A 19,022-nucleotide genomic window follows, 5' to 3' on the forward strand; every position below is an offset into this window, starting at 1 on the left:
TGACGATCGCAAACCGACGCGAGGTGGGGGGTCTGGCCCTCAACAGGGCTCAGCTGAATCCCGTGGGGAGGTACTCGTCCACGTTGTCCTTGGTGACGACGGCGGAGTAGAGGGTGAGAGAAGCCGGGATCTCCAGCTCCGCGAGGCCCCCGACGCCCTTGCCCTGCCCCAGCGCGCGGGCGAGGTCGATGGCGGAGGCGGCCATGGTGGGCGGGTAGAGCACGGTGGCCTTCAGCACGCTGTTGCCGGCCTTGATGGCGTCCATGGCGTGCTTGGCGCCCGCGCCGCCGACCATGAGGAAGTCATCGCGCCCGGCCTGCTTGATGGCGCGCTCGGCGCCGACGCCCTGGTCGTCGTCGTGGTTCCACAGGGCGTCGAAGTCGGAGTGGGCCTGGAGCAGCTGGGCCATCTTCGCCTGGCCCGACTCGACCGTGAACTCCGCGGCCTGGCGGCCGACCTTCTTGATGTTGGGGTAGTTCTTCAGGGCGTCGTTGAAGCCCTCGGTGCGCTGCCGGGTGAGCTCCAGGTTGTCGATTCCCGCCAACTCGATGACCTTGGCGTTCTTCTTGCCCTTGAGCTGCTCGCCGATGTAGCGCCCGGCGTTGAGGCCCATGCCGTAGTTGTCTCCGCCGATCCAGCAGCGGTACGCCTGCGGCGAGGCGAAGATCCGGTCGAGGTTGACCACCGGGATGCCCGCCCGCATGGCCTTGAGCCCGACCTGGGTGAGCGCCTTGCCGTCGGCGGGCAGGATGACCAGGACGTCGACCTTCTTGTTGATGAGGGTCTCGATCTGGCCGATCTGCTGGGCGGTGTCGTTGGAGCCCTCGGTGGCCTCCAGGGTGACGTCCTTGTACTCCTTGGCGCGCCGCTTGGCCTGCTCGTTGATGGCGTTGAGCCAGCCGTGGTCGGCCTGGGGCCCGGCGAAGCCGATGGTGACCGCCTTACCGGGCTTGTCATTGGCCGTGTTCGCGGCCTGCTTGGCGTTGTCGCCGTCGTCGTTGTTCTCGTTGCTGGTGCACCCGGCGGCGAACATCGCGCCCGCCGCGGCGGTGCCCAGGAGGAGGTTTCTGCGACTGGTGGTGGCGGAGGAGCTCTTGGCATACCTCATGGCGTCGAACGACCCTTCTGTACCAGGACGGCGGCGACGATGATCGCGCCCTTGGCGATCTGCTGGACATCGCTCTGGAGGTTGTTCAGGGCGAACAGATTGGTGATGGTGGTGAAGACGAGAACGCCGAGGACGGAGCCGGTGATGGTGCCGCGGCCGCCGCTGAGCAGTGTGCCGCCGATGATCGCGGCGGCGATGGCGTCGAGTTCGTAGAGGTTGCCGTTGGTGTTCTGGCCCGAGCCGGTGAGGACGACCAGCATGAAGGCGGCGACACCGCAGCACAGGCCGGAGAGCAGATACAGCATCAGCCGCTGCCGCCGGACGTCGATGCCCGCGAGCCGGGCGGCCTCCGCGTTGCCGCCGATGGCGACCGTGCGCCGGCCGAAGGTGGTGCGGTTGAGCACCAGCCAGCCCACCACGGTGACGGCGGCGAAGATCATCACCAGCGGCGGTATGCCGAGGACATAGGCGTCCGGGAGGCCGAGGTCCAGGACCTGGTTCACGGTGACGACCTGGGTCTTGCCGTCGCTGATCTGCAGGGCGAGACCACGGCCGGAGGCGAGCATCGCGAGCGTGGCGATGAACGGCACCATCCCGCCGTACGCGATGAGCACCCCGTTGACCAGTCCGCAGCCGAGCCCCACCAGCACCGCGCACAGCAGGATGCCGCCGAGCCCGTAGTCCTGGGTGGCGAGCGTGGTGGCCCACACCGAGGCCAGCGCGACGATCGCGCCGACCGACAGATCGATGCCGCCGCTGGTGATGACGAAGGTCACGCCGACGGTGACGACGCCGATGACGGACGCCTGGGTGAGCACGAGCTGGAGGTTGTCGGTGCTGAGGAACTCATCGGGCTTGGTGAAGCCGCCGACGGCGATCAGCACCGCCAGCACCCCGACGAGGGAGAGGTTGCGCAGGTCGGCCAGGCGCCGCAGCCTGCTCAGCGGATCGGTGTCGGTGCGGCCGGCCGGCGGTTTGCCGACCGGACCGGCCGTCAGTGTGGCGCCCGCGCCCGGTACCGGGGCGGGGTCGGCCGGAGGCGGGGACGCCGGCCTGCTCCCGGGTGAATTCACGACGGGCTCCCTTCCATGACGAGATCGAGGACGCGGTGCTCGTCCAGCTCCCGCGCGGGCGCCGTATGGACGACGCGGCCCTCGCGGAGCACCAGCACCCGGTCGGCGAGGCCCAGGACTTCGGGCAGTTCGCTGGAGACGAGAAGGACGGCCATGCCGTCGTCGGCGAGTCGGCGGATCACCGCGTACAACTCGGCGCGGGCGCCGACGTCCACCCCGCGCGTCGGCTCGTCCAGCAGCAGCACCCGGCAGCCGCGCAGCAGCCAGCGGGCCAGTACGGCCTTCTGCTGATTGCCGCCGGACAGGGTGCGCACCGGCCGCTCCGGGTCGTCGGGGTGCAGCGACAGATCGCGGACGCAGCGGCGGGCCGCCGCCCGCTCCGCGCCGCGGTCCACCCATCCGGCGCGGGAGAAGCGGGTCAGCGAGGAGACCGAGACATTGCGGGTGACGGACTCCAGCATCAGCAGCGCCTGCGCCTTGCGCTCCTCGGGGGCGAGGCCGAGCCCGGCGCGCACGGCGGCGGTCACGCTGCCGGGGCGCAGCGGGCGGCCGTCCACCAGGACCCGGCCCGAGGTGGGGCGGCGGGCGCCGTAGACGGTCTCCAGGATCTCGGACCGCCCGGAGCCGACGAGCCCGGCCAGCCCGACGATCTCGCCGGGCGCCACCTCGAGATCGATCGGCTCGAACTCCCCCGCCCGGCCGAGGTTCTCCAGCCGCAGCACCGGCGTGGCGGTGGCGACCGGAGGCGCCGTGGTGCGGCGCGGGAACGCGTACTCCACGTCCCGGCCCGTCATCAGCGCCACGACCTCGCGGGTCGGGGTGGTGCGCGCGGGCAGTCCGCGGGCCGCGGCGCGGCCGTCCTTGAGCACGGTGACGCGGTCGCCGATGCGGCGGATCTCCTCCAGCCGGTGCGAGATGTACACGACGGCCACCCCGGCGGCGGTGAGATCGCCGACGATGCGGAAGAGGTTGTCCACCTCGTCGGGGTCGAGGGCCGCGGACGGCTCGTCCATCACGATCAGCCGGACGTCATGGGAGAGCGCGCGGGCCATCGAGACGATCTGCTGCCCGGCCGCGGAGAGGTCCCCCACCAGCCGCCCCGGGTCGATCTCGGGGTGCCCGAGCCGGGCGAGGAGGGCGGCGGTGGCGGTGCGGGCCGCGCGGGAGCGGACGAAACCGCCGGTGGCCATCTCATGGCCGAGGAAGACGTTCTCGGCGACGGAAAGCCCCTCCACCAGGTCGAGTTCCTGGTAGATGGTGGCGATCCCGAGGCGCATGGCGGCGATGGGCGACTTGAGGGTGACCGGTTCACCGCGCCAGAGGATCTCGCCGCTGTCGGGCTGATGCGCCCCGGCGACCACCTTGATCAGGGTGGACTTGCCCGCGCCGTTCTGGCCGAGCAGACAGTGCACCTCGCCCGCTTCGACATCGAGGTCGACGCCGTCCAGGGCCCGTACTCCGGGGAAGGACTTGGTGATCGCGGACATGGTGAGGAGTGGGCGCGGGTCGGGTGGTGCCGGTGCCATGGCGGGCCTCCTCGGCGGGGTCGCTCGATGCGGTGCGGTCGCTCGTATGCGGTGCGGGACGCTGGGGCGTTCGGGGTGCTGGGCGTGCGGGTGCGCGGCGGGGCGGTGATGTGGTGGTGCCGTGGTGGGGCGTCAGGGCGCGACGGGGTAGCGGCGCGGCCCCGGTGGGAGTGGGGTGCCGGGTGGTGCGGCTCGGTGGTGCCGGTACTGCGGCTCGGTGGTGCGGCTCGTGCCTCGGCATGGCGTACGCCGAGGGGCGGTGCGGTGCGGTGCTGATGCCGTGCTGCTGCGCTGTGCCGAGGTACGGCCCGGCCGGGGCCGGGCGGGGTCGGGCCGTCATGCGTTCATGGCGGCCAGGCCGTCATGCCGGTGAGAAGAGGTGGTCGCTGATCAGGCGGGCCGCGCCGGTGACCCCGGCGGCCGGGCCGAGTTCGCCCAGCACGATGGGGAGGTTGCCGGTGGCCAGGGGCAGGGACTGGCGGTAGACCTGGGTCCGTATGGCGGCGAGCAGCGTATGGCCGAGCCCGGTGACACCGCCGCCGATGACCACCAGACCGGGGTTGAAGAAGCTGACGAGCCCGGCAATGACCTGGCCCGTACGGGTGCCGCCGTCCCTGATGAGGTCGAGCGCGGTCGCGTCGCCCGCCGAGGCCGCCGCGGCGACATCGGTGGCGGCGAGGCTGCCCGCTTCCTCCAGCCGGGCGGCGAGTTCGGCGGACCGGCCGTCGCGGGCGGCCTCCTCGGCGTCGCGGGCCAGCGCCGCGCCGCCGAAGTACGCCTCCAGACAGCCGTGGTTGCCGCAGGCGCAGGGGCGGCCGTCGGGTTCGGCCTGGATGTGGCCGATGTCGCCCGCGCTGCCCGTCGTGCCGCGGTAGACCTCACCGCCGACGACGATCCCGCAGCCGATACCGGTGCCGATCTTCACGCAGAGGAAGTCCTTGACGGAACGGGCGACCCCCGCGTGCTGCTCCCCCATCGCCATGAGGTTCACATCGTTGTCGACCATGACCGGGCAGCCGAGCTCCTGGCTGAGCGCCTCCCGTACGGGGAAGCCGTCCCACCCCGGCATGATCGGCGGCGCCACGGGCACGCCCTCGGGGAACCGAACCGGGCCCGGCACTCCGATGCCCGCTCCGTCGAACCCCTCGGCCACGCCGGACGCCCGGAGCTTCGCGGCCATGTCCAGCACCTGCTCGAAGACCGCGACGGGGCCTTCGCGCACATCCATGGGCTGGTTGAGGTGGCCGAGAATCTCCAGTTCGGCATTTGTCACGGCGACGTCCACGGAGGTGGCGCCGATGTCCACGCCGAGCAGTCGCAGCCCGGGCGCGAGCCGGATGTTGTGCGAACGCCGGCCGCCCCGCGAGGCAGCCAGCCCGTCCGCGACCACCAGCCCGGTCTCCAGCAGCCGGTCGATCTCCACGGCCAGCTTCGAACGCGACAGGTCGATCTGATCGCCCAGCTGAGCACGGGAGTTGGGGCCGCCGTCGCGCAGCAGGCGAAGCAATCGCGCCTGATGCGCGTTCGCCGGTCGTGCCGTCATGCGCCTCACGCTGCCCCTCCCGCCGTCATCGGCATCCACGTGGCCGGGCTTTCACGGGGAACGTAGCAGCGGTTGTCGGGAGTGGGAAGAACTTGCGCCGCAATTGGCTCCGACTTTCTCCTGTCTCAGGACAAAGCCTCGTCGTTTTCGCGACAGGGCACACGAAGGCGCCCGCTCGGCAGCCCGTGCTCGGTGAAAGAGTTGTCACTTGCAGGCCGCACCGCCGGGCGGACCGGCGGATCGGGTCAGGGACGCTCGCGGTCGTGGTAGGTGCGGCGGGTGTGTTCGGTGTGGGCGCGCATGACGGCCGTGGCGCCGTGTTCGTCGCCCGCGGCGATGGCCGCGATCAGCTCGCGGTGCTCGATCCAGGACTGCTTGCCGCGCTGGCGGGCGACCGGGGTGTAGTACCAGCGGACCCTGCGGTCCACCTGGGCGGCCAGCTCGGACAGGACCGCGTTTCCGGCCAGTTCCATCACCTTGGCGTGGAATTCGGCGTTGGCCGCGACCGCGCCGTCCACATCGTCGTCCAGGACCGCGCGCTCGCCCTTCGCGCACAGGTCCTCCAGGGCGGCGACACCGGCCTCGTCGGCCCCGGCGGCGGCCAGCCGGGCGGCCTCGGCCTCGAGGAGCGTGCGCACCGTAAGGAGCTGATCGGCCTCCTCCTCGGTGGGCTCGTGGACGAACGCGCCCTGGGCGGGCCGCAGATCGACCCAGCCCTCGGTGTTGAGCCGCTGGAGGGCCTCGCGCACCGGCTGGCGGGAGACCCCGAGCTGGCCCGCGAGTTCGCTCTCCACGAGGTGCTGGCCGGGGCGGAGGGCACGGGTGGTGATGAGTTCGAGCAGCGCCTCGTAGACGCGCTCGCGGAGTGGCCCGGGCCGCTCCAGCTTCGGCACCGCGCCGTGCGGCAGTCCCCTGGACAGCATCGCGCCCCCTCTGGCTCGCTGTTCACCGAATATCCTGATTCACCGGATGCGTGAATTGGTTATTGTCTACAGTTTACCCAACCTGTCCACGGCGCCGACACATCCCAGGTGCCTTGACGTCTAGTCATCGACTCGTTGAATCCTTAAAGTCCGGGCACATGCTCACCAATGATCGTCTCGGCCCGCTCCATCGCTCACGCACCCTGGCCCCACCGGGCTGGAGCCGCTGGCTGGTGCCGCCCGCCGCCCTGGCCGTCCATCTCTCCATCGGCCAGGCCTACGCGTGGAGCGTGTTCAAGCCGCCCCTGGAGTCCTCGCTGGACCTCTCGGGCACGGCCAGCGCGCTCCCCTTCCAGCTGGGCATCGTGATGCTCGGCCTGTCCGCCGCCTTCGGCGGCACGCTCGTGGAGCGCAACGGCCCGCGCTGGGCGATGTTCGTCTCCCTCGTCTGCTTCTCCTCCGGCTTCCTCGTCGCCGCGCTCGGCGCGGCCACCAGCCAGTACTGGCTGGTGGTCCTCGGCTACGGCTTCATCGGCGGGATCGGTCTTGGCATCGGTTACATCTCCCCCGTCTCCACGCTGATGAAGTGGTTCCCCGACCGGCCCGGCATGGCCACCGGCATCGCCATCATGGGATTCGGCGGCGGGGCGCTCATCGCCTCGCCCTGGTCCAGCAAGCTGCTGGAGCACTTCGGCACCGACAACGGCGGCATCGCCGCCACCTTCCTGGTCCACGGCGTGACCTACGCGGTCTTCATGGCCCTCGGCGTACTGCTGGTGCGCGTACCGCCCGAGGGCTGGCGGCCCGCCGGCTGGGAACCGCCGCAGGAGCAGGGGCACATGATCAGCACGGCCGACGTCTCCGCGCGCAACGCCATCCGCACCCCGCAGTTCTGGTTCCTGTGGGTGGTGCTGTGCATGAACGTGACGGCGGGCATCGGCATCCTGGAGAAGGCCGCGCCCATGATCGGCGACTACTTCAAGGACACCGACACCCCCGTGACCGCCACCGCGGCGGCCGGTTTCGTCGCCCTGCTGTCGGCGGCCAACATGGCCGGGCGGCTGGTGTGGTCGTCCACCTCCGACCTCATCGGGCGCAAGAACATGTACCGGGTCTACCTGGGCGTGGGCGCGCTGATGTATCTGGCCATCTCGCAGCTCGGGGACTCCTCCAAGCCCCTGTTCGTGGTGTGCGCGCTGGTGATCCTCTCCTTCTACGGCGGCGGCTTCTCGACCGTTCCGGCGTATCTGAAGGACCTGTTCGGCACCTATCAGGTGGGCGCGATCCACGGGCGGCTGCTCACCGCGTGGTCGGTGGCCGGCGTCCTCGGCCCGTACATCGTCAACAAGGTGGCCGACCACCAGGAGGAGGCGGGGAAGACCGGCCCCGGGCTGTACTCGCTCTCGCTCACCATCATGATCGCGCTGCTGATCGTCGGCTTCGTCGCCAACGAGCTGATACGGCCGGTCCATCCGCGCTTCCACGAACCGGCCCCGGCGGCGGCCGAGCCCGAGGCGGCCCCCGCCGAGAAGGGAGGGGACCGATGACCGAGCCCACCAGGAACCGCACCGCGCTGACCGTGGCCGTCTGGGCCTGGGTAGTGCTGCCCTTCGGGTACGGGGTCTACGAACTCGTCCAGAAGGCCACCCAGCTCTTCACCGACTGAGCTCGCTCCACCGTCCGGGGCTCCATCACCCAGAGACCGAAGGGGGGTTGAGGTGTCGTCCGACTCCTTGACCCCCTTCTCGGGCATACTGTATTCAATATTCAGTAGACGATACTCATACGCTCGGTCCCCTCAACCGAACGGAGAGTCCCACATGAAAGTCGCAGTAGTCGGTGCCGGTGCGATCGGCGCCTTCGTCGGAGCCGCACTGCACCGCGCGGGCGCCGAGGTCCATCTGCTCGCCCGTGGCCCGCATCTGGCGGCCCTGCGGGCGGGCGGCGTGGTGGTGCGCAGCCCCCGTCCGGACCTGGACTTCACCGCGCATCCGGCCGCCACCGACGATCCGGCCGACATCGGCCCGGTCGATTACGTCTTCCTGGGCCTGAAGGCCACCTCGTACGCGGCGTGCGGGCCGCTCGTACACCCCCTGCTCCATGACCGTACGGCCGTCATCGCGGCCCAGAACGGAATCCCCTGGTGGTATTTCCACGGGCTCGACGGTCCGTTGGCCGGCCACCGGATCGAATCCATCGACCCGGGCGGCGCGGTCTCGGCCACGCTCCCCCGAAGACGCGCGATCGGCTGCGTCGTCTACGTGGCCACCGAGATCGAAGCGCCCGGCGTGGTACGCCACTTGGAGGGCACCCGCTTCTCCATCGGCGAGCCCGACGGCAGCGTCTCCCGGCGCTGCCTCGAGTTCAGCGAGGCGATGTGCGCGGGCGGACTCAAATGCCCTGTCGAGCGCGATCTGCGCAAGGACATCTGGATCAAGCTGCTCGGCAACATCTCCTTCAACCCGATCAGCGCGCTCGCCCGCGCCACCATGGGCCAGATCTGCCGCCACTCCGACACCCGCGCACTCGTCGAGGCGATGATGCGGGAGACGCTCGCCGTCGCCGCCGCCGTCGGCTGCCACCCCGCCATCTCCATCGAGCGGCGGCTGACCGGCGCCGAGCGCGTCGGCGACCACAAGACCTCGACTCTCCAGGACCTGGAGAAGGGCAAGCCACTCGAACTCGACGTACTGCTCGCCGCCGTCGTCGAACTCGCCGGTCTCACCGACACCCCCGTACCCACCCTGCGCGCCGTGCACGCCCTCGCCGATCTGCTCTCGGCGACCAGCACCGGCGCCGGCCTTCCGGACGCCGCATGACGGCGTGACCGCCGTAAGGAGCCCGTCGTGGCCCGTAACCGCCAACGCAACCGACAGCAGAAGCAGTACCCGCGGCTGACCCACCCCCTGGTGCGGGACTCAGTGAGCGGAGAGCTCCGCCGCGCCTCCTGGGACGAGGCGCTCAGCCGGGCCGCCGCCGGGTTCCGGGCCGTGACGGCGGCCCACGGGCCCGACGCGTTCGGCATGTTCTCCTGCGCCCGCGCCACCAACGAGATGAACTACGTGGCCCAGAAGTTCACCCGGGTGGTGATCGGCACCAACAATGTCGACTCCTGCAACCGCACCTGCCACGCGCCCAGCGTCGCGGGGCTGTCCGCAGTCTTCGGCTCCGGCGGCGGCACCTCGTCGTACGGGGAGGTCGAGGACACCGACCTCATCGTGATGTGGGGCTCCAACGCCCGCTTCGCGCACCCGATCTTCTTCCATCACGTCCTCAAGGGCATCCACAACGGCGCCCGGATGTACGCCGTCGACCCGCGCCGCACCTCGACCGCCGAATGGGCGGAGAGCTGGCTGGGGCTGAACGTCGGCACCGACATCCCGCTCGCCCACGCCGTGGGCCGCGAGATCATCCACGCCGGGCTCGCCAACCGGGCCTTCATCGAGCGCGCGACCACCGGCTTCGAGGAGTACGCGGCCCATGTCGAGCCCTGGACGCTGAGCGTCGCGGAGAAGGTCACCGGCGTCCCGGCGGACGCCATCCGCGATCTCGCGCACGCCTACGCCACCGCCGAGCGCGCCCAGCTGTGCTGGACGCTCGGCATCACCGAGCACCACAACGGCACCGACAACGTCCGGGCGCTGATCAACCTCTCCCTGCTGACCGGCCACATCGGCCGGTACGGCTGCGGGCTCCAGCCGCTGCGCGGCCAGAACAACGTCCAGGGCGGCGGCGACATGGGCGCCATCCCCAACCGGCTGCCCGGCTTCCAGGACATCCTGGACCCGCCCGTCCGGTCCAAGTTCGAGCGCGCCTGGGACGTGGTCATCCAGCCGCGCTACGGGCTGAACCTCACCGAGATGTTCGAGGCCATGGAGGCGGGCGAACTGCGCGCCGTCTACTGCGTCGGCGAGAACCCGGCCCAGTCCGAGGCCGACACCGAACAGGCCGTCCGGCGGCTGGAGTCGCTGGAGCACCTGGTGGTGCAGGACATCTTCCTCACCCGGACCGCCGAGCTGGCCGATGTGGTGCTCCCGGCGACCGCCGGCTGGTGCGAGACGGAGGGCACCACCACCAACAGCGAGCGGCGCGTCCAGCGGGTGCGCAAGGCCGTGGAGCCGCCGGGCGAGGCGCGCGAGGACATCGACATCATCTGCGAGCTGGCGCGGCGGCTCGGCCACGACTGGAAGTTCGAGGGCGCGGAGGAGGTGTGGAACGAGCTGCGCGACGTCTCCCCGGACCACTTCGGCATGACCTACGAGCGGCTGGAGGAGCACCAGGGCATCCAGTGGCCCTGCCCCAGCACCGACCGCCTCGAACCCACCTATCTGCACAGCCGCCTGTGGGAGAACGATCCGGCGCTGCGCGGCCCGCTCGCCCCCTTCGGCCCGGTGAAGCACGATCCGCCGGTCGATCTGACCGATGACGCCTTCCCGATCCGGCTCACCACGGGACGGCGCCTGGACTCGTACAACACCGGGGTGCAGAGCGGCGGATTCGCCTCTCCGCTGCGGCGCGGCGAGTACATCGAGCTGTGCCCGGAGGACGCGGCCCGCTACCGGGTGGAGGCCGAGGAACGGGTGCGGGTCTCCTCGCGGCGCGGTTCGGTGGTGGCGCCGGTGTGGATCGATCCCGGGCTGCGGCCGGGGCTCGCCTTCATGACCATGCACTTCCCCGACGAGGTGGACACCAACTCCCTGACGATCGAGGCGAACTGCCCGATCGCGGGGACGGCGGAGTTCAAGGCGTCGGCCATAAGGATCGAGAAGATTCCCGTGACCGCCGTAAGGAGCTGATCGTGGATCTGCGGTTCGGTGACAGCAAGCCCACCGACGAGGAGCGGGCCGCGGTCGACGCGCTGCTCGGCCCGCCCGAGTCCGCATGGGAGGGCGCGGACGACCGTACGGACACGGATCTGCGCTGGGCGCGCGGCGGCCGCGAGGCACGGGAGCGGCGCGAGCTGCTGTTGCCCGGGCTGCACGCCCTCAACGACCGGGTGGGCTGGATAAGCGAGGGCGGCCTGGACTATCTGTGCCGCCGGCTGACGGTCCCTCCGGCCGAGGGCTACGGGGTGGCGACCTTCTACGCGATGTTCGCGGTGAAACCCCGTCCGGCGACCGTCGTCCACGTCTGTACGGATCTGGCGTGCGCCGCCGGGGGCTCCGCCCAGGTGTGCGCGGAACTCGAACGGGACGTGGGCCCGGCGGGCTCGGCGGGGTCCGGGGCCGCCTGGCAGCCCAGCCCGTGCCTGGGCCTGTGCGAACGCGCCCCGGCGGCCCTGGCGATCCGCGCGGGCGAGACTCCGCAGACCGCGGTCGTCGCCCCCGCCACCGCCGGGGCGGTCGCCGACGCGGCGTCGGCGCCGCACGAGGCCGCGGCCGAACCGCCCGCGGCGGCCGCGGTCCCCCAGGCCTGCACCGACGGCCTGGTGCTGCTGCGCCGGGTCGGAGTTGTCGACCCGGGGTCGCTGGACGACTACCGCGCCCACGGCGGATACGCCGCTCTGCGGCGCGCGTTCGCGCTCGGGCCCGCCGGGGTGATCCGGGAGGTGACCGAGGCGGGTCTGGTCGGACGGGGCGGGGCCGCGTTCCCGACCGGGCGGAAGTGGTCGGCCACCGCCCAGCAGCCCGACCATCCGCACTATCTGGTCTGCAACGCCGACGAGAGCGAACCGGGCACCTTCAAGGACCGGGTCCTGATGGAGGGCGATCCCTACGCCCTCATCGAGGCCATGACCGTCGCGGGCTACGCCACCGGGGCCCACCGCGGCTATCTGTATCTGCGCGGCGAGTACCCCCGGGCGCTGCGCCGGCTGCGCACCGCCATCGACCGGGCCCGGTCCCGTGGCTTCCTCGGTAAGGACGTGATGGGCCAGGGGTTCGCGTTCGACATCGAGATCCGGCGCGGCGCGGGTGCGTACATCTGCGGCGAGGAGACCGCGATCTTCAACTCGATCGAGGGGCAGCGCGGTGAACCGCGCAGCAAACCACCCTTCCCGGTGGAGAAGGGGCTGTTCGGCAAGCCGACCGCGGTCAACAACGTGGAGACCCTGGTCAATGTGTTGCCGATTCTGATCGAGGGCGCGCCGGCGTACGCCCGTACCGGCACCGGCACCTCGACCGGCACCAAGCTGTTCTGCGTCTCCGGCACGGTCGCCCGGCCCGGCGTCTACGAGCTGCCGTTCGGGGCGACGCTGCGGGAGCTGCTGGAGCTCGCGGGGCCGCCCGAGGCCCTGCGCGCGGTGCTGCTCGGCGGCGCGGCGGGCGGTTTCGTACGCCCCGACGAACTGGACGTCCCGCTCACCTTCGAGGGCACGCGCGCCGCGGGCACCACGCTCGGCTCGGGGGTCGTGCTGGTGCTGGACGAGGGCGTCGAGCTGCCCCGCATCCTGCTGCGCATCGCGGAGTTCTTCCGCGACGAGTCCTGCGGCCAGTGCGTCCCCTGCCGGGTCGGCACCGTACGGCAGGAGGAGGCGCTGCACCGGCTCAAGGACCGTACGGGCGCCGCCGCGGCCGGGGACATCGCGCTGCTGCGCGAGGTCGGCCAGGCCATGCGGGACGCCTCGATCTGCGGTCTGGGCCAGACCGCCTGGAACGCCGTGGAGTCCGCCATCGACCGCCTGGGAGCCTTCAAGTGACCGCGATACCGCTGCGACCCCCGCGCCGACTGGTCGACCTCACCCTGGACGGCGAGCCGGTCCGCGCCCCGGAGGGCAGCACCCTGCTGGACGCGTGCCGCGCCGCGGGCAAGGACGTCCCGACCCTGTGTCAGGGCGACACGCTCACCCCGAAGAACGCCTGCCGGGTGTGCGTGGTGGAGGTGGAAGGCGCCCGCACCCTCGCCCCCGCCTGCTCCCGCCGGGTGGAGCAGGGCATGGAGGTGCGCACGGACACCGAGCGGGCCCGGCACAGCCGTAAGGTCGTCCTGGAGCTGCTGGCCTCCTCCACCGACATGTCCACGACCCCGCGCGCCGCCGAGTGGATCGAGGAGTACGGGGCCGAGCCGGAACGCTTCGGCGCGGACGCCGCCCGGGTGGACGAGGAGCCGAAGGTCGACAACGACCTGTACGTCCGCGACTACGACAAATGCATCCTCTGCTACAAGTGCGTGGACGCCTGCGGTGAGCAGTGGCAGAACACCTTCGCCATCGCGGTCGCGGGCCGCGGCTTCGACGCCCGGATCTCCACCGAGCACGACGTGCCCCTCACCGACTCCGCGTGCGTCTACTGCGGCAACTGCATCGAGGTCTGCCCGACCGGCGCCCTGAGCTTCAAGACGGAGTTCGACATGCGGGAGGCCGGGACGTGGGACGAGGCGGCCCAGACGGAGACGACCACGGTGTGCGCCTACTGTGGTGTGGGCTGCAACCTCACCCTCCATGTGCAGGAGAATGAGATCGTGAAGGTCACCTCGCCGCACGACAATCCCGTCACCCACGGGAACCTGTGCATCAAGGGCCGTTTCGGGTACCAGCACGTACAGAACCACGCACAGAACCGGGACTGATCGACATGGGACGGGTCACCGAGCGACGCCGCGTCATCCGCATCCGGGACGGGGCGGTCAGCACCCGGCCGGACACCCTCGTGGCGGAGGAGCCGCTGGAGATCCGGCTGAACGGCAAACCACTGGCCATCACCATGCGCACTCCGGGCGACGACTTCGCCCTCGCCGCCGGATTCCTGGTGAGCGAGGGCGTCCTCGGGCGCGCGGACGAGCTGGCGAACATCGTCTACTGCGCGGGCGCCACCCAGGACGGTTCCAACACCTACAACGTGGTGGACGTGACGCTGGCCCCGGGCGTACCGGTCCCGGACATCACGCTGGAGCGCAATGTCTACACGACCTCGTCCTGCGGTCTGTGCGGCAAGGCCAGCCTGGACGCGGTCCGGACGACCGCGCGCTGGCCGCTGGCGGACGGCCTCGAGGACGCCGGGGGCTCCGCCGTCCGGCTCGACCCGGAGACGCTCTCCGTACTCCCTGACCGGCTCCGCGCGGCGCAGCGCGTCTTCGACCGGACCGGCGGTCTGCACGCGGCGGCGCTGTTCAGCCCGGACGGCGAGCTGCTGGACCTGCGGGAGGACGTGGGGCGGCACAACGCGGTGGACAAGCTGGTGGGACGGGCACTCCAGCAGGGCCTGCTGCCGCTGTCGGGATCGGTGCTGATGGTCTCGGGGCGCGCCTCCTTCGAACTGGCACAGAAGGCCGTGATGGCGGGGATCCCGGTGCTGGCGGCGGTGTCGGCGCCCTCCTCGCTGGCCGTGGATCTGGCGGCGGAGACGGGGCTGACCCTGGTCGGCTTCCTCCGCGGCACCTCGATGAACGTGTACGCGGGAGAGCAGCGGCTCGCCCTGCGGACAGCGGTCGGCGGGGCCTGAGGAGCGGTCCGCCCGCTGCACGGGTTGGCGGGCCGGCCGACGGGGAGCGCCCCCTGCGTCGGCCGGCCCCTACCGGGCCCGGTGGCTCCGTTGCCTTCACTCGAAAGTGTTCTTGACCGCTCGTTCTGGTTAGGTGCTACGGTTGGGTCATGGCCAGAACGAAGGAATTCGATCCGGAGGCCGCCCTGCAGTCGGCTCTCGAGCTGTTCTGGCAGCGCGGCTATGAAGCGACCTCGATGGCGGACCTCGTCGACTATCTCGGCATCGGCCGCGCCAGTATCTACGCGACCTTCGGCAGCAAGCACGAGCTGTACCTGAAGGCTATGGACCGCTATGCGGAGACGCGCGACCCGCCCCTGCTGGCCGAGCTGTCCCAGCCCGGCCCGGCGCTGCCCGCGGTGCGGGCGGTGGTGCGCCGTTTCGCCGAGGAGGCCGCCTCCCCGGAGATGCGGCTGGCCGGCTGCCTGGTGACCAACACGGCGGCCGAGCTGGCGCCGCACGACCCGGCGGCGGCCCGCCGGGTGGAGCTCAGCTGGGACCGCGTGGAGACCCCGCTGTACTCCGCACTGATACGGGCCCAGGCCCAGGGGGAGCTCCCCGAGGACCGCGATCCCCGCGCGCTGGCACGGATGCTGTTCGTGCTGCTGCAGGGGCTGCGGGTGGTCGGCAAGGCGTCGGACGACCCGGCCCGGGTGCGGGACGCGGCGGAGCAGGCGCTGGCACTGCTGGACTGATCTCTCACGATCACGGGAGTCACACAGAGCCCATTCGCATGCCCTCATATTAAAACGATCGGTCAAATATTGGGGGAGAGATGACCGTCACCGGCACCCCGTGCGACACCGATACCGACACCAACACAGACACAGCCACAGACGCAGCCACAGACCCCGCCATCACGACCCACCGTCGCCGGGCCTTCGCCCTGCTCGGCTCCGTCCAGATCACCCTGATCTTCACGCTCGCGGCGATCGCCGTGCCGCTGCCCGAGATCGGCCGGGCCTTCGGCCTGGAGCGGGCCGATCTGATTCTGCTCAGCGCCGCCTATGGGCTGACCTTCGCCGGACTGCTGCTCTTCGGCGGGCGCCTCTCCGACCGCTACGGCGGGCGGCGGACCCTCACCGCCGGGCTCATCCTCTTCGCCGCCGCCTCGGCCGCCGTCCCGTTCGCCCCCGGTATCGGGGCCCTGCTCGCGGCCCGGTTCGCCCAGGGCGCGGGGGCGGCCCTCATAGCGCCCGCCGCCATGACCGTGCTGCGCGCCGTCTTCCCCGCTCCCGCCGCCTACGGCAAGGCGATGGCGACCTGGGGCGGGCTCTCCGTGCTCGGCGCGACCGCGGGCAATCTGCTCTCCGGCGTCATAGCCGAGCTGCTGTCCTGGCGCTGGAGCTTCGCCGTACCGCCGGCGGTGGCCCTGGCCGCGCTCGTCCTCGCACCCCGGCTGCTGCCGGACACCCCGCCGGGACGGGGCCGGGCGCTCGATCTGCCGGGCGCGCTGCTGGCCACGGCCGGAATCACGCTCGCCAGCTACGGGCTCGTGGCCACAGACGCCCTGCCCTGGTCGTCGGCCGGGGTGCTGGCGCCCCTGCTCATCGGGGCCGCGCTGCTCATCGCGTTCTGGTACGCGGAGCGCCGGGCGGGCGATCCGCTGCTGCCGCCCCGCTTCCTGCTGGACCGGCGGCGGGCGCTCGCCCTCGCGGCCATCGCGTTCAGCGCCTGCGCGACCGCGACGACCTTTGTGACCCTCTCGCTCCATCTCCAGCAGGACCGTGACTGGTCGCCGCTGCGGACCTCGGCCGCCTTTGTGCCGTTCGCCATCGCCCTGCTCACCTCGGGCCGGGCGGCCGGGCCGCTGATAGCCCGCTTCGGCCCCCGCGTCGTCACCGCCGCCGGGCTGGCCACGGCCGGGGCCGGGCTGGTGCTGCTCGCCCTCACCGGACTCGACCCGCACACCCCGTACGCCTCCGCGCTGCTGCCGGGGCTGGTGCTCTTGCCGGCCGGTGCCGCCGCCTCCTTCGCCGGGGCCGCCGTGCTCACCACCCACGGGGTGCCGCATGAGCGCACCGGCCTCGCGGGCGGGGTGCTGAACACCGCGATGGAGCTCGGCCCGACCGTGGTCTTCGCCATCGTGCTCACCTTCGGCAGCGATGCCGTCTCCCTCGCCGCGACGGGGGCCGCGCTCGCCGTCGTCGCCGCCCTGAACCTCCACGTCCAGCGGAGCCGTCCGTCCCGCCCATCACGTCCCTCCTCTCTTACTCAAGGAGCCACGCAGTGAACCGCTTCACCGGAAAGACCGCCCTCGTCACCGGAGCGGGCACCGGTCTCGGCCGTGCCATCGCGCTCGCCTTCGCCGCGGAAGGCGCCTCCGTGGTGGCCGCGGGCCGCACCGAATCCACCCTGGCCGAGACGGTCCGCCTCGTCGAGGCCGCCCATGGCCGGGCCACCGCCGTGACCGCCGATGTGACCGACTCCGGGCAGCTTCGGGAGCTGGTGCACAACGCCGTCGCCCGCTTCGGCGGACTGGACATCGCCGTCAACAACGCCGGGATACTGCGCGGCAAGGGGCCCGTCGGCGAGGTCAGCGAGGAGGACTGGGAGGCGGTGCTGCGCACCAATGTCACCGGTGTCTGGCTGGCCATGAAGCACCAGATCGCGCACATGAAGGAGCACGGCGGCGGGGCCATCGTCAATGTCTCCTCCAACCTCGGCGCCCATCTGCGGGTATCGGGCCTCGGCACCTACAGCACCTCCAAGGCGGCGGTCGCCACGCTGACCCGGATCGCCGCGCTCGACCACATCCATCAGGGCGTCCGGATCAACGCGGTCAGCCCCGGCGCCTCCGACGGCCCCATGTCACTGCTGCCGGGTGAGACCGAGGCCGACCGCGCCGAGCGGGCGAAGAGCGAGACTCCGCTGGGCCGGGTCGCGGAGGCGGACGAGATCGCGGCGGCCGTGCTCTACCTCGCCTCACCGGCGGCGGGCGCCGTGGTCGGCACGGACCTCGTGGTGGACAGCGGCTCGTCGGCCTGACCGCCCCCGAGCGCCCGGCCGGACCCCGACCGGACCCCGACAGGAGCCCGGTCGGAGCCCGACACGAGCCCGGCCATGGGGCTGCCCCCACCCCAACCCCGGGGGCCTGCCGCATGGCCGGGGCCACCACCACACCCGGAAGCTGGTGAGACATGAACGCACCCACGAAGCGCCCTCGCTTACGCCTCGTCACGGCCGCCGCCGTCACCGCCGCCCTGCTCGGCGGTGCGGCCGCGGTCCCGGCCGCCGCCACCTCGTCCGCCACCGGCTCCGCCAACTCCGCCAACTCCGCCACCTCCGCCGACTCCACCCGACAGCGGCTCACCGAGGCCGAGTTGCGGCGCGCGGTGGCCCGGACGCTGGAGGAGGCCGGATTCATCGGCATCACCGTGGAGGTGCGCGACGGCCACCGCCGGATCCACGCCCGCGCGGGCGAGGCGGAGCGCGACACCGGCCGCCCCATGCCGTACGGGGCGCACTACCGGGCCGCGAGCGTCACCAAGTCCTTCGTGGCCACCGTCGTCCTCCAACTCGTCGCCGAGGGGCGGCTCTCGCTGAGCGACCCGGTGGACAAGTGGCTGCCGGGCGTGGTGAGCGGCAATGGCAACGACGGCCGCCGGATCACCGTCAGGAATCTGCTCCAGCACACCAGCGGCATCCACAACTACGCCTACAGCGACGACACCGGCGACTCGGCGGCGGACTTCGAGCGGACCCGGTTCGACCATGTCTCCCCCGAGCGGGTGGTCGCCGGGGCGATGAAGCACCGGCCCGACTTCCCGCCCGCCCCGGCCGACGACCCCGAGCCCGACTGGAACTACTCCAACCCCGGCTATGTCCTCGCCGGAATGATCGTCCAGAAGGTCACCGGACACGCGTGGCCGGAGGAGGTCCGCGACCGCATCATCCGCCCGCTGGGCCTGACCGGCACCTATGAGCCCGGGGACGAACCACGGATCAAGGCCCCGTACGCCCATACGTATCAGCGCTTCCCCGGCTCCGACGGCTGGACGGACACCACACTGCGGAACGTCTCCTGGGGCGGTGCGGCCGGTTCCCTCATCAGCACCGACCGCGATCTGGACCGGTTCTACACCGCCCTGCTGAGCGGCCGTCTGCTGCCCCCGGCGCAGCTGGCCGAGATGCGCCGGACCGTCCCCGTCGGGCCGGACTTCGAGGTGGCCTTCCCGCACGCCCAGTACGGGTTCGGGATGATACGCCAGCCGCTCAGCTGCGGCGGCTACCGCTGGGGCCACGGCGGCGACCTCGAAGGGGCCACGGTGCGCACCGGCTTCGCCGAGGGCGGGCGGCGCTCGGTGACCATCAGCTCCAGTGGCAAGACCGCCGATGACGAGCAGCTGCTCCGGGCCGAGAGGGCCATGCAGGGCCTCATCGACCGCGCTCTGTGCGAGGGGATCGGAGGCCGTAAGCTTTGACATCCATT

Annotated in this window: 16 protein-coding genes; 11 read left to right on the top strand and 5 right to left on the bottom strand. The window is 71.6% G+C overall.

All coding sequences use genetic code 11. From position 1 onward, the window contains the following. Window positions 1-49 precede the first annotated feature (49 nt). The 5 genes from LIV37_RS12775 to LIV37_RS12795 all read right to left on the bottom strand — a co-directional run bounded on the left by LIV37_RS12775 (window position 50) and on the right by LIV37_RS12795 (window position 6,173). On the bottom strand, window positions 50-1,108 hold the full coding sequence (locus LIV37_RS12775; RefSeq protein ID WP_020867531.1) for a substrate-binding domain-containing protein: 1,059 nt from the start codon (window positions 1,106-1,108) through the stop codon (window positions 50-52). After that, window positions 1,105-2,052, bottom strand: coding sequence for an ABC transporter permease (locus LIV37_RS12780; RefSeq protein ID WP_214663417.1), 948 nt, complete (start codon window positions 2,050-2,052; stop codon window positions 1,105-1,107). Before LIV37_RS12780 ends, LIV37_RS12775 begins: the two co-directional genes overlap by 4 nt. Before the next feature lie 125 nt (window positions 2,053-2,177). After that, window positions 2,178-3,707, bottom strand: a complete 1,530-nt coding sequence (locus LIV37_RS12785; RefSeq protein WP_020867533.1) for a sugar ABC transporter ATP-binding protein — start codon at window positions 3,705-3,707, stop codon at window positions 2,178-2,180. Window positions 3,708-4,068: 361 nt separating this feature from the next. After that, window positions 4,069-5,250 carry an ROK family transcriptional regulator gene (locus tag LIV37_RS12790; RefSeq protein WP_121825531.1) on the bottom strand — a complete coding sequence of 394 codons (1,182 nt, stop codon included), beginning with the start codon at window positions 5,248-5,250 and terminating at the stop codon, window positions 4,069-4,071. Window positions 5,251-5,495: 245 nt separating this feature from the next. Then, complete coding sequence (locus LIV37_RS12795) at window positions 5,496-6,173, bottom strand: GntR family transcriptional regulator (RefSeq protein WP_020867535.1); 678 nt, start codon at window positions 6,171-6,173, stop codon at window positions 5,496-5,498. Between the two features lie 158 nt (window positions 6,174-6,331). Between LIV37_RS12795 and LIV37_RS12800 the strand changes: the two genes are divergently transcribed. The 11 genes from LIV37_RS12800 to LIV37_RS12845 all read left to right on the top strand — a co-directional run bounded on the left by LIV37_RS12800 (window position 6,332) and on the right by LIV37_RS12845 (window position 19,014). Next, on the top strand, window positions 6,332-7,720 hold the full coding sequence (locus LIV37_RS12800; protein WP_020867536.1) for an L-lactate MFS transporter: 1,389 nt from the start codon (window positions 6,332-6,334) through the stop codon (window positions 7,718-7,720). Continuing rightward, window positions 7,717-7,839, top strand: a complete 123-nt coding sequence (locus tag LIV37_RS51745; protein WP_020867537.1) for an MFS transporter small subunit — start codon at window positions 7,717-7,719, stop codon at window positions 7,837-7,839. Before LIV37_RS12800 ends, LIV37_RS51745 begins: the two co-directional genes overlap by 4 nt. Window positions 7,840-7,993: 154 nt before the next feature. Next, window positions 7,994-8,992 (top strand): 2-dehydropantoate 2-reductase, encoded by a 999-nt coding sequence (locus tag LIV37_RS12805; protein WP_020867538.1) that lies wholly within the window; start codon window positions 7,994-7,996, stop codon window positions 8,990-8,992. Between the two features lie 27 nt (window positions 8,993-9,019). Beyond that, a complete protein-coding gene (locus LIV37_RS12810; protein WP_020867539.1) occupies window positions 9,020-10,969 on the top strand; it encodes a molybdopterin oxidoreductase family protein in 1,950 nt (649 codons plus the stop codon). A 2-nt stretch (window positions 10,970-10,971) separates the two neighbouring features. Beyond that, complete coding sequence (locus LIV37_RS12815; RefSeq protein WP_020867540.1) at window positions 10,972-12,810, top strand: NADH-ubiquinone oxidoreductase-F iron-sulfur binding region domain-containing protein; 1,839 nt, start codon at window positions 10,972-10,974, stop codon at window positions 12,808-12,810. Then, complete coding sequence (locus LIV37_RS12820; protein ID WP_020867541.1) at window positions 12,807-13,679, top strand: 2Fe-2S iron-sulfur cluster-binding protein; 873 nt, start codon at window positions 12,807-12,809, stop codon at window positions 13,677-13,679. The genes LIV37_RS12815 and LIV37_RS12820 overlap by 4 nt, the downstream gene beginning before the upstream one ends. Before the next feature lie 5 nt (window positions 13,680-13,684). Then, window positions 13,685-14,551, top strand: a complete 867-nt coding sequence (fdhD, locus tag LIV37_RS12825; protein ID WP_020867542.1) for a formate dehydrogenase accessory sulfurtransferase FdhD — start codon at window positions 13,685-13,687, stop codon at window positions 14,549-14,551. Window positions 14,552-14,700: 149 nt separating this feature from the next. Further along, window positions 14,701-15,285, top strand: a complete 585-nt coding sequence (locus LIV37_RS12830) for a TetR/AcrR family transcriptional regulator (protein WP_020867543.1) — start codon at window positions 14,701-14,703, stop codon at window positions 15,283-15,285. Window positions 15,286-15,365: 80 nt separating this feature from the next. Continuing rightward, window positions 15,366-16,823 (top strand): MFS transporter, encoded by a 1,458-nt coding sequence (locus LIV37_RS12835; RefSeq protein ID WP_020867544.1) that lies wholly within the window; start codon window positions 15,366-15,368, stop codon window positions 16,821-16,823. Next, complete coding sequence (locus LIV37_RS12840; RefSeq protein ID WP_020867545.1) at window positions 16,820-17,578, top strand: SDR family NAD(P)-dependent oxidoreductase; 759 nt, start codon at window positions 16,820-16,822, stop codon at window positions 17,576-17,578. Before LIV37_RS12835 ends, LIV37_RS12840 begins: the two co-directional genes overlap by 4 nt. Window positions 17,579-17,730: 152 nt before the next feature. Then, a complete protein-coding gene (locus LIV37_RS12845) occupies window positions 17,731-19,014 on the top strand; it encodes a serine hydrolase domain-containing protein (RefSeq protein ID WP_020867546.1) in 1,284 nt (427 codons plus the stop codon). Window positions 19,015-19,022: the final 8 nt, after the last annotated feature.

The sequence above is a fragment of the Streptomyces rapamycinicus NRRL 5491 genome (assembly GCF_024298965.1).
Taxonomy (GTDB): domain Bacteria; phylum Actinomycetota; class Actinomycetes; order Streptomycetales; family Streptomycetaceae; genus Streptomyces; species Streptomyces rapamycinicus.

What these genes read in the sequence shown, in the direction of transcription:
- fdhD (WP_020867542.1), top strand. Translation starts at nt 13,685, where the DNA reads ATGGGACGGGTCACCGAGCGACGCCGCGTCATCCGCATCCGGGACGGG.
- LIV37_RS12790 (WP_121825531.1), bottom strand. Translation starts at nt 5,250, where the DNA reads ATGACGGCACGACCGGCGAACGCGCATCAGGCGCGATTGCTTCGCCTG.
- LIV37_RS12835 (WP_020867544.1), top strand. Translation starts at nt 15,366, where the DNA reads ATGACCGTCACCGGCACCCCGTGCGACACCGATACCGACACCAACACA.
- LIV37_RS12785 (WP_020867533.1), bottom strand. Translation starts at nt 3,707, where the DNA reads ATGGCACCGGCACCACCCGACCCGCGCCCACTCCTCACCATGTCCGCG.
- LIV37_RS12800 (WP_020867536.1), top strand. Translation starts at nt 6,332, where the DNA reads ATGCTCACCAATGATCGTCTCGGCCCGCTCCATCGCTCACGCACCCTG.
- LIV37_RS12775 (WP_020867531.1), bottom strand. Translation starts at nt 1,108, where the DNA reads ATGAGGTATGCCAAGAGCTCCTCCGCCACCACCAGTCGCAGAAACCTC.
- LIV37_RS12830 (WP_020867543.1), top strand. Translation starts at nt 14,701, where the DNA reads ATGGCCAGAACGAAGGAATTCGATCCGGAGGCCGCCCTGCAGTCGGCT.
- LIV37_RS12845 (WP_020867546.1), top strand. Translation starts at nt 17,731, where the DNA reads ATGAACGCACCCACGAAGCGCCCTCGCTTACGCCTCGTCACGGCCGCC.
- LIV37_RS12805 (WP_020867538.1), top strand. Translation starts at nt 7,994, where the DNA reads ATGAAAGTCGCAGTAGTCGGTGCCGGTGCGATCGGCGCCTTCGTCGGA.
- LIV37_RS51745 (WP_020867537.1), top strand. Translation starts at nt 7,717, where the DNA reads ATGACCGAGCCCACCAGGAACCGCACCGCGCTGACCGTGGCCGTCTGG.
- LIV37_RS12795 (WP_020867535.1), bottom strand. Translation starts at nt 6,173, where the DNA reads ATGCTGTCCAGGGGACTGCCGCACGGCGCGGTGCCGAAGCTGGAGCGG.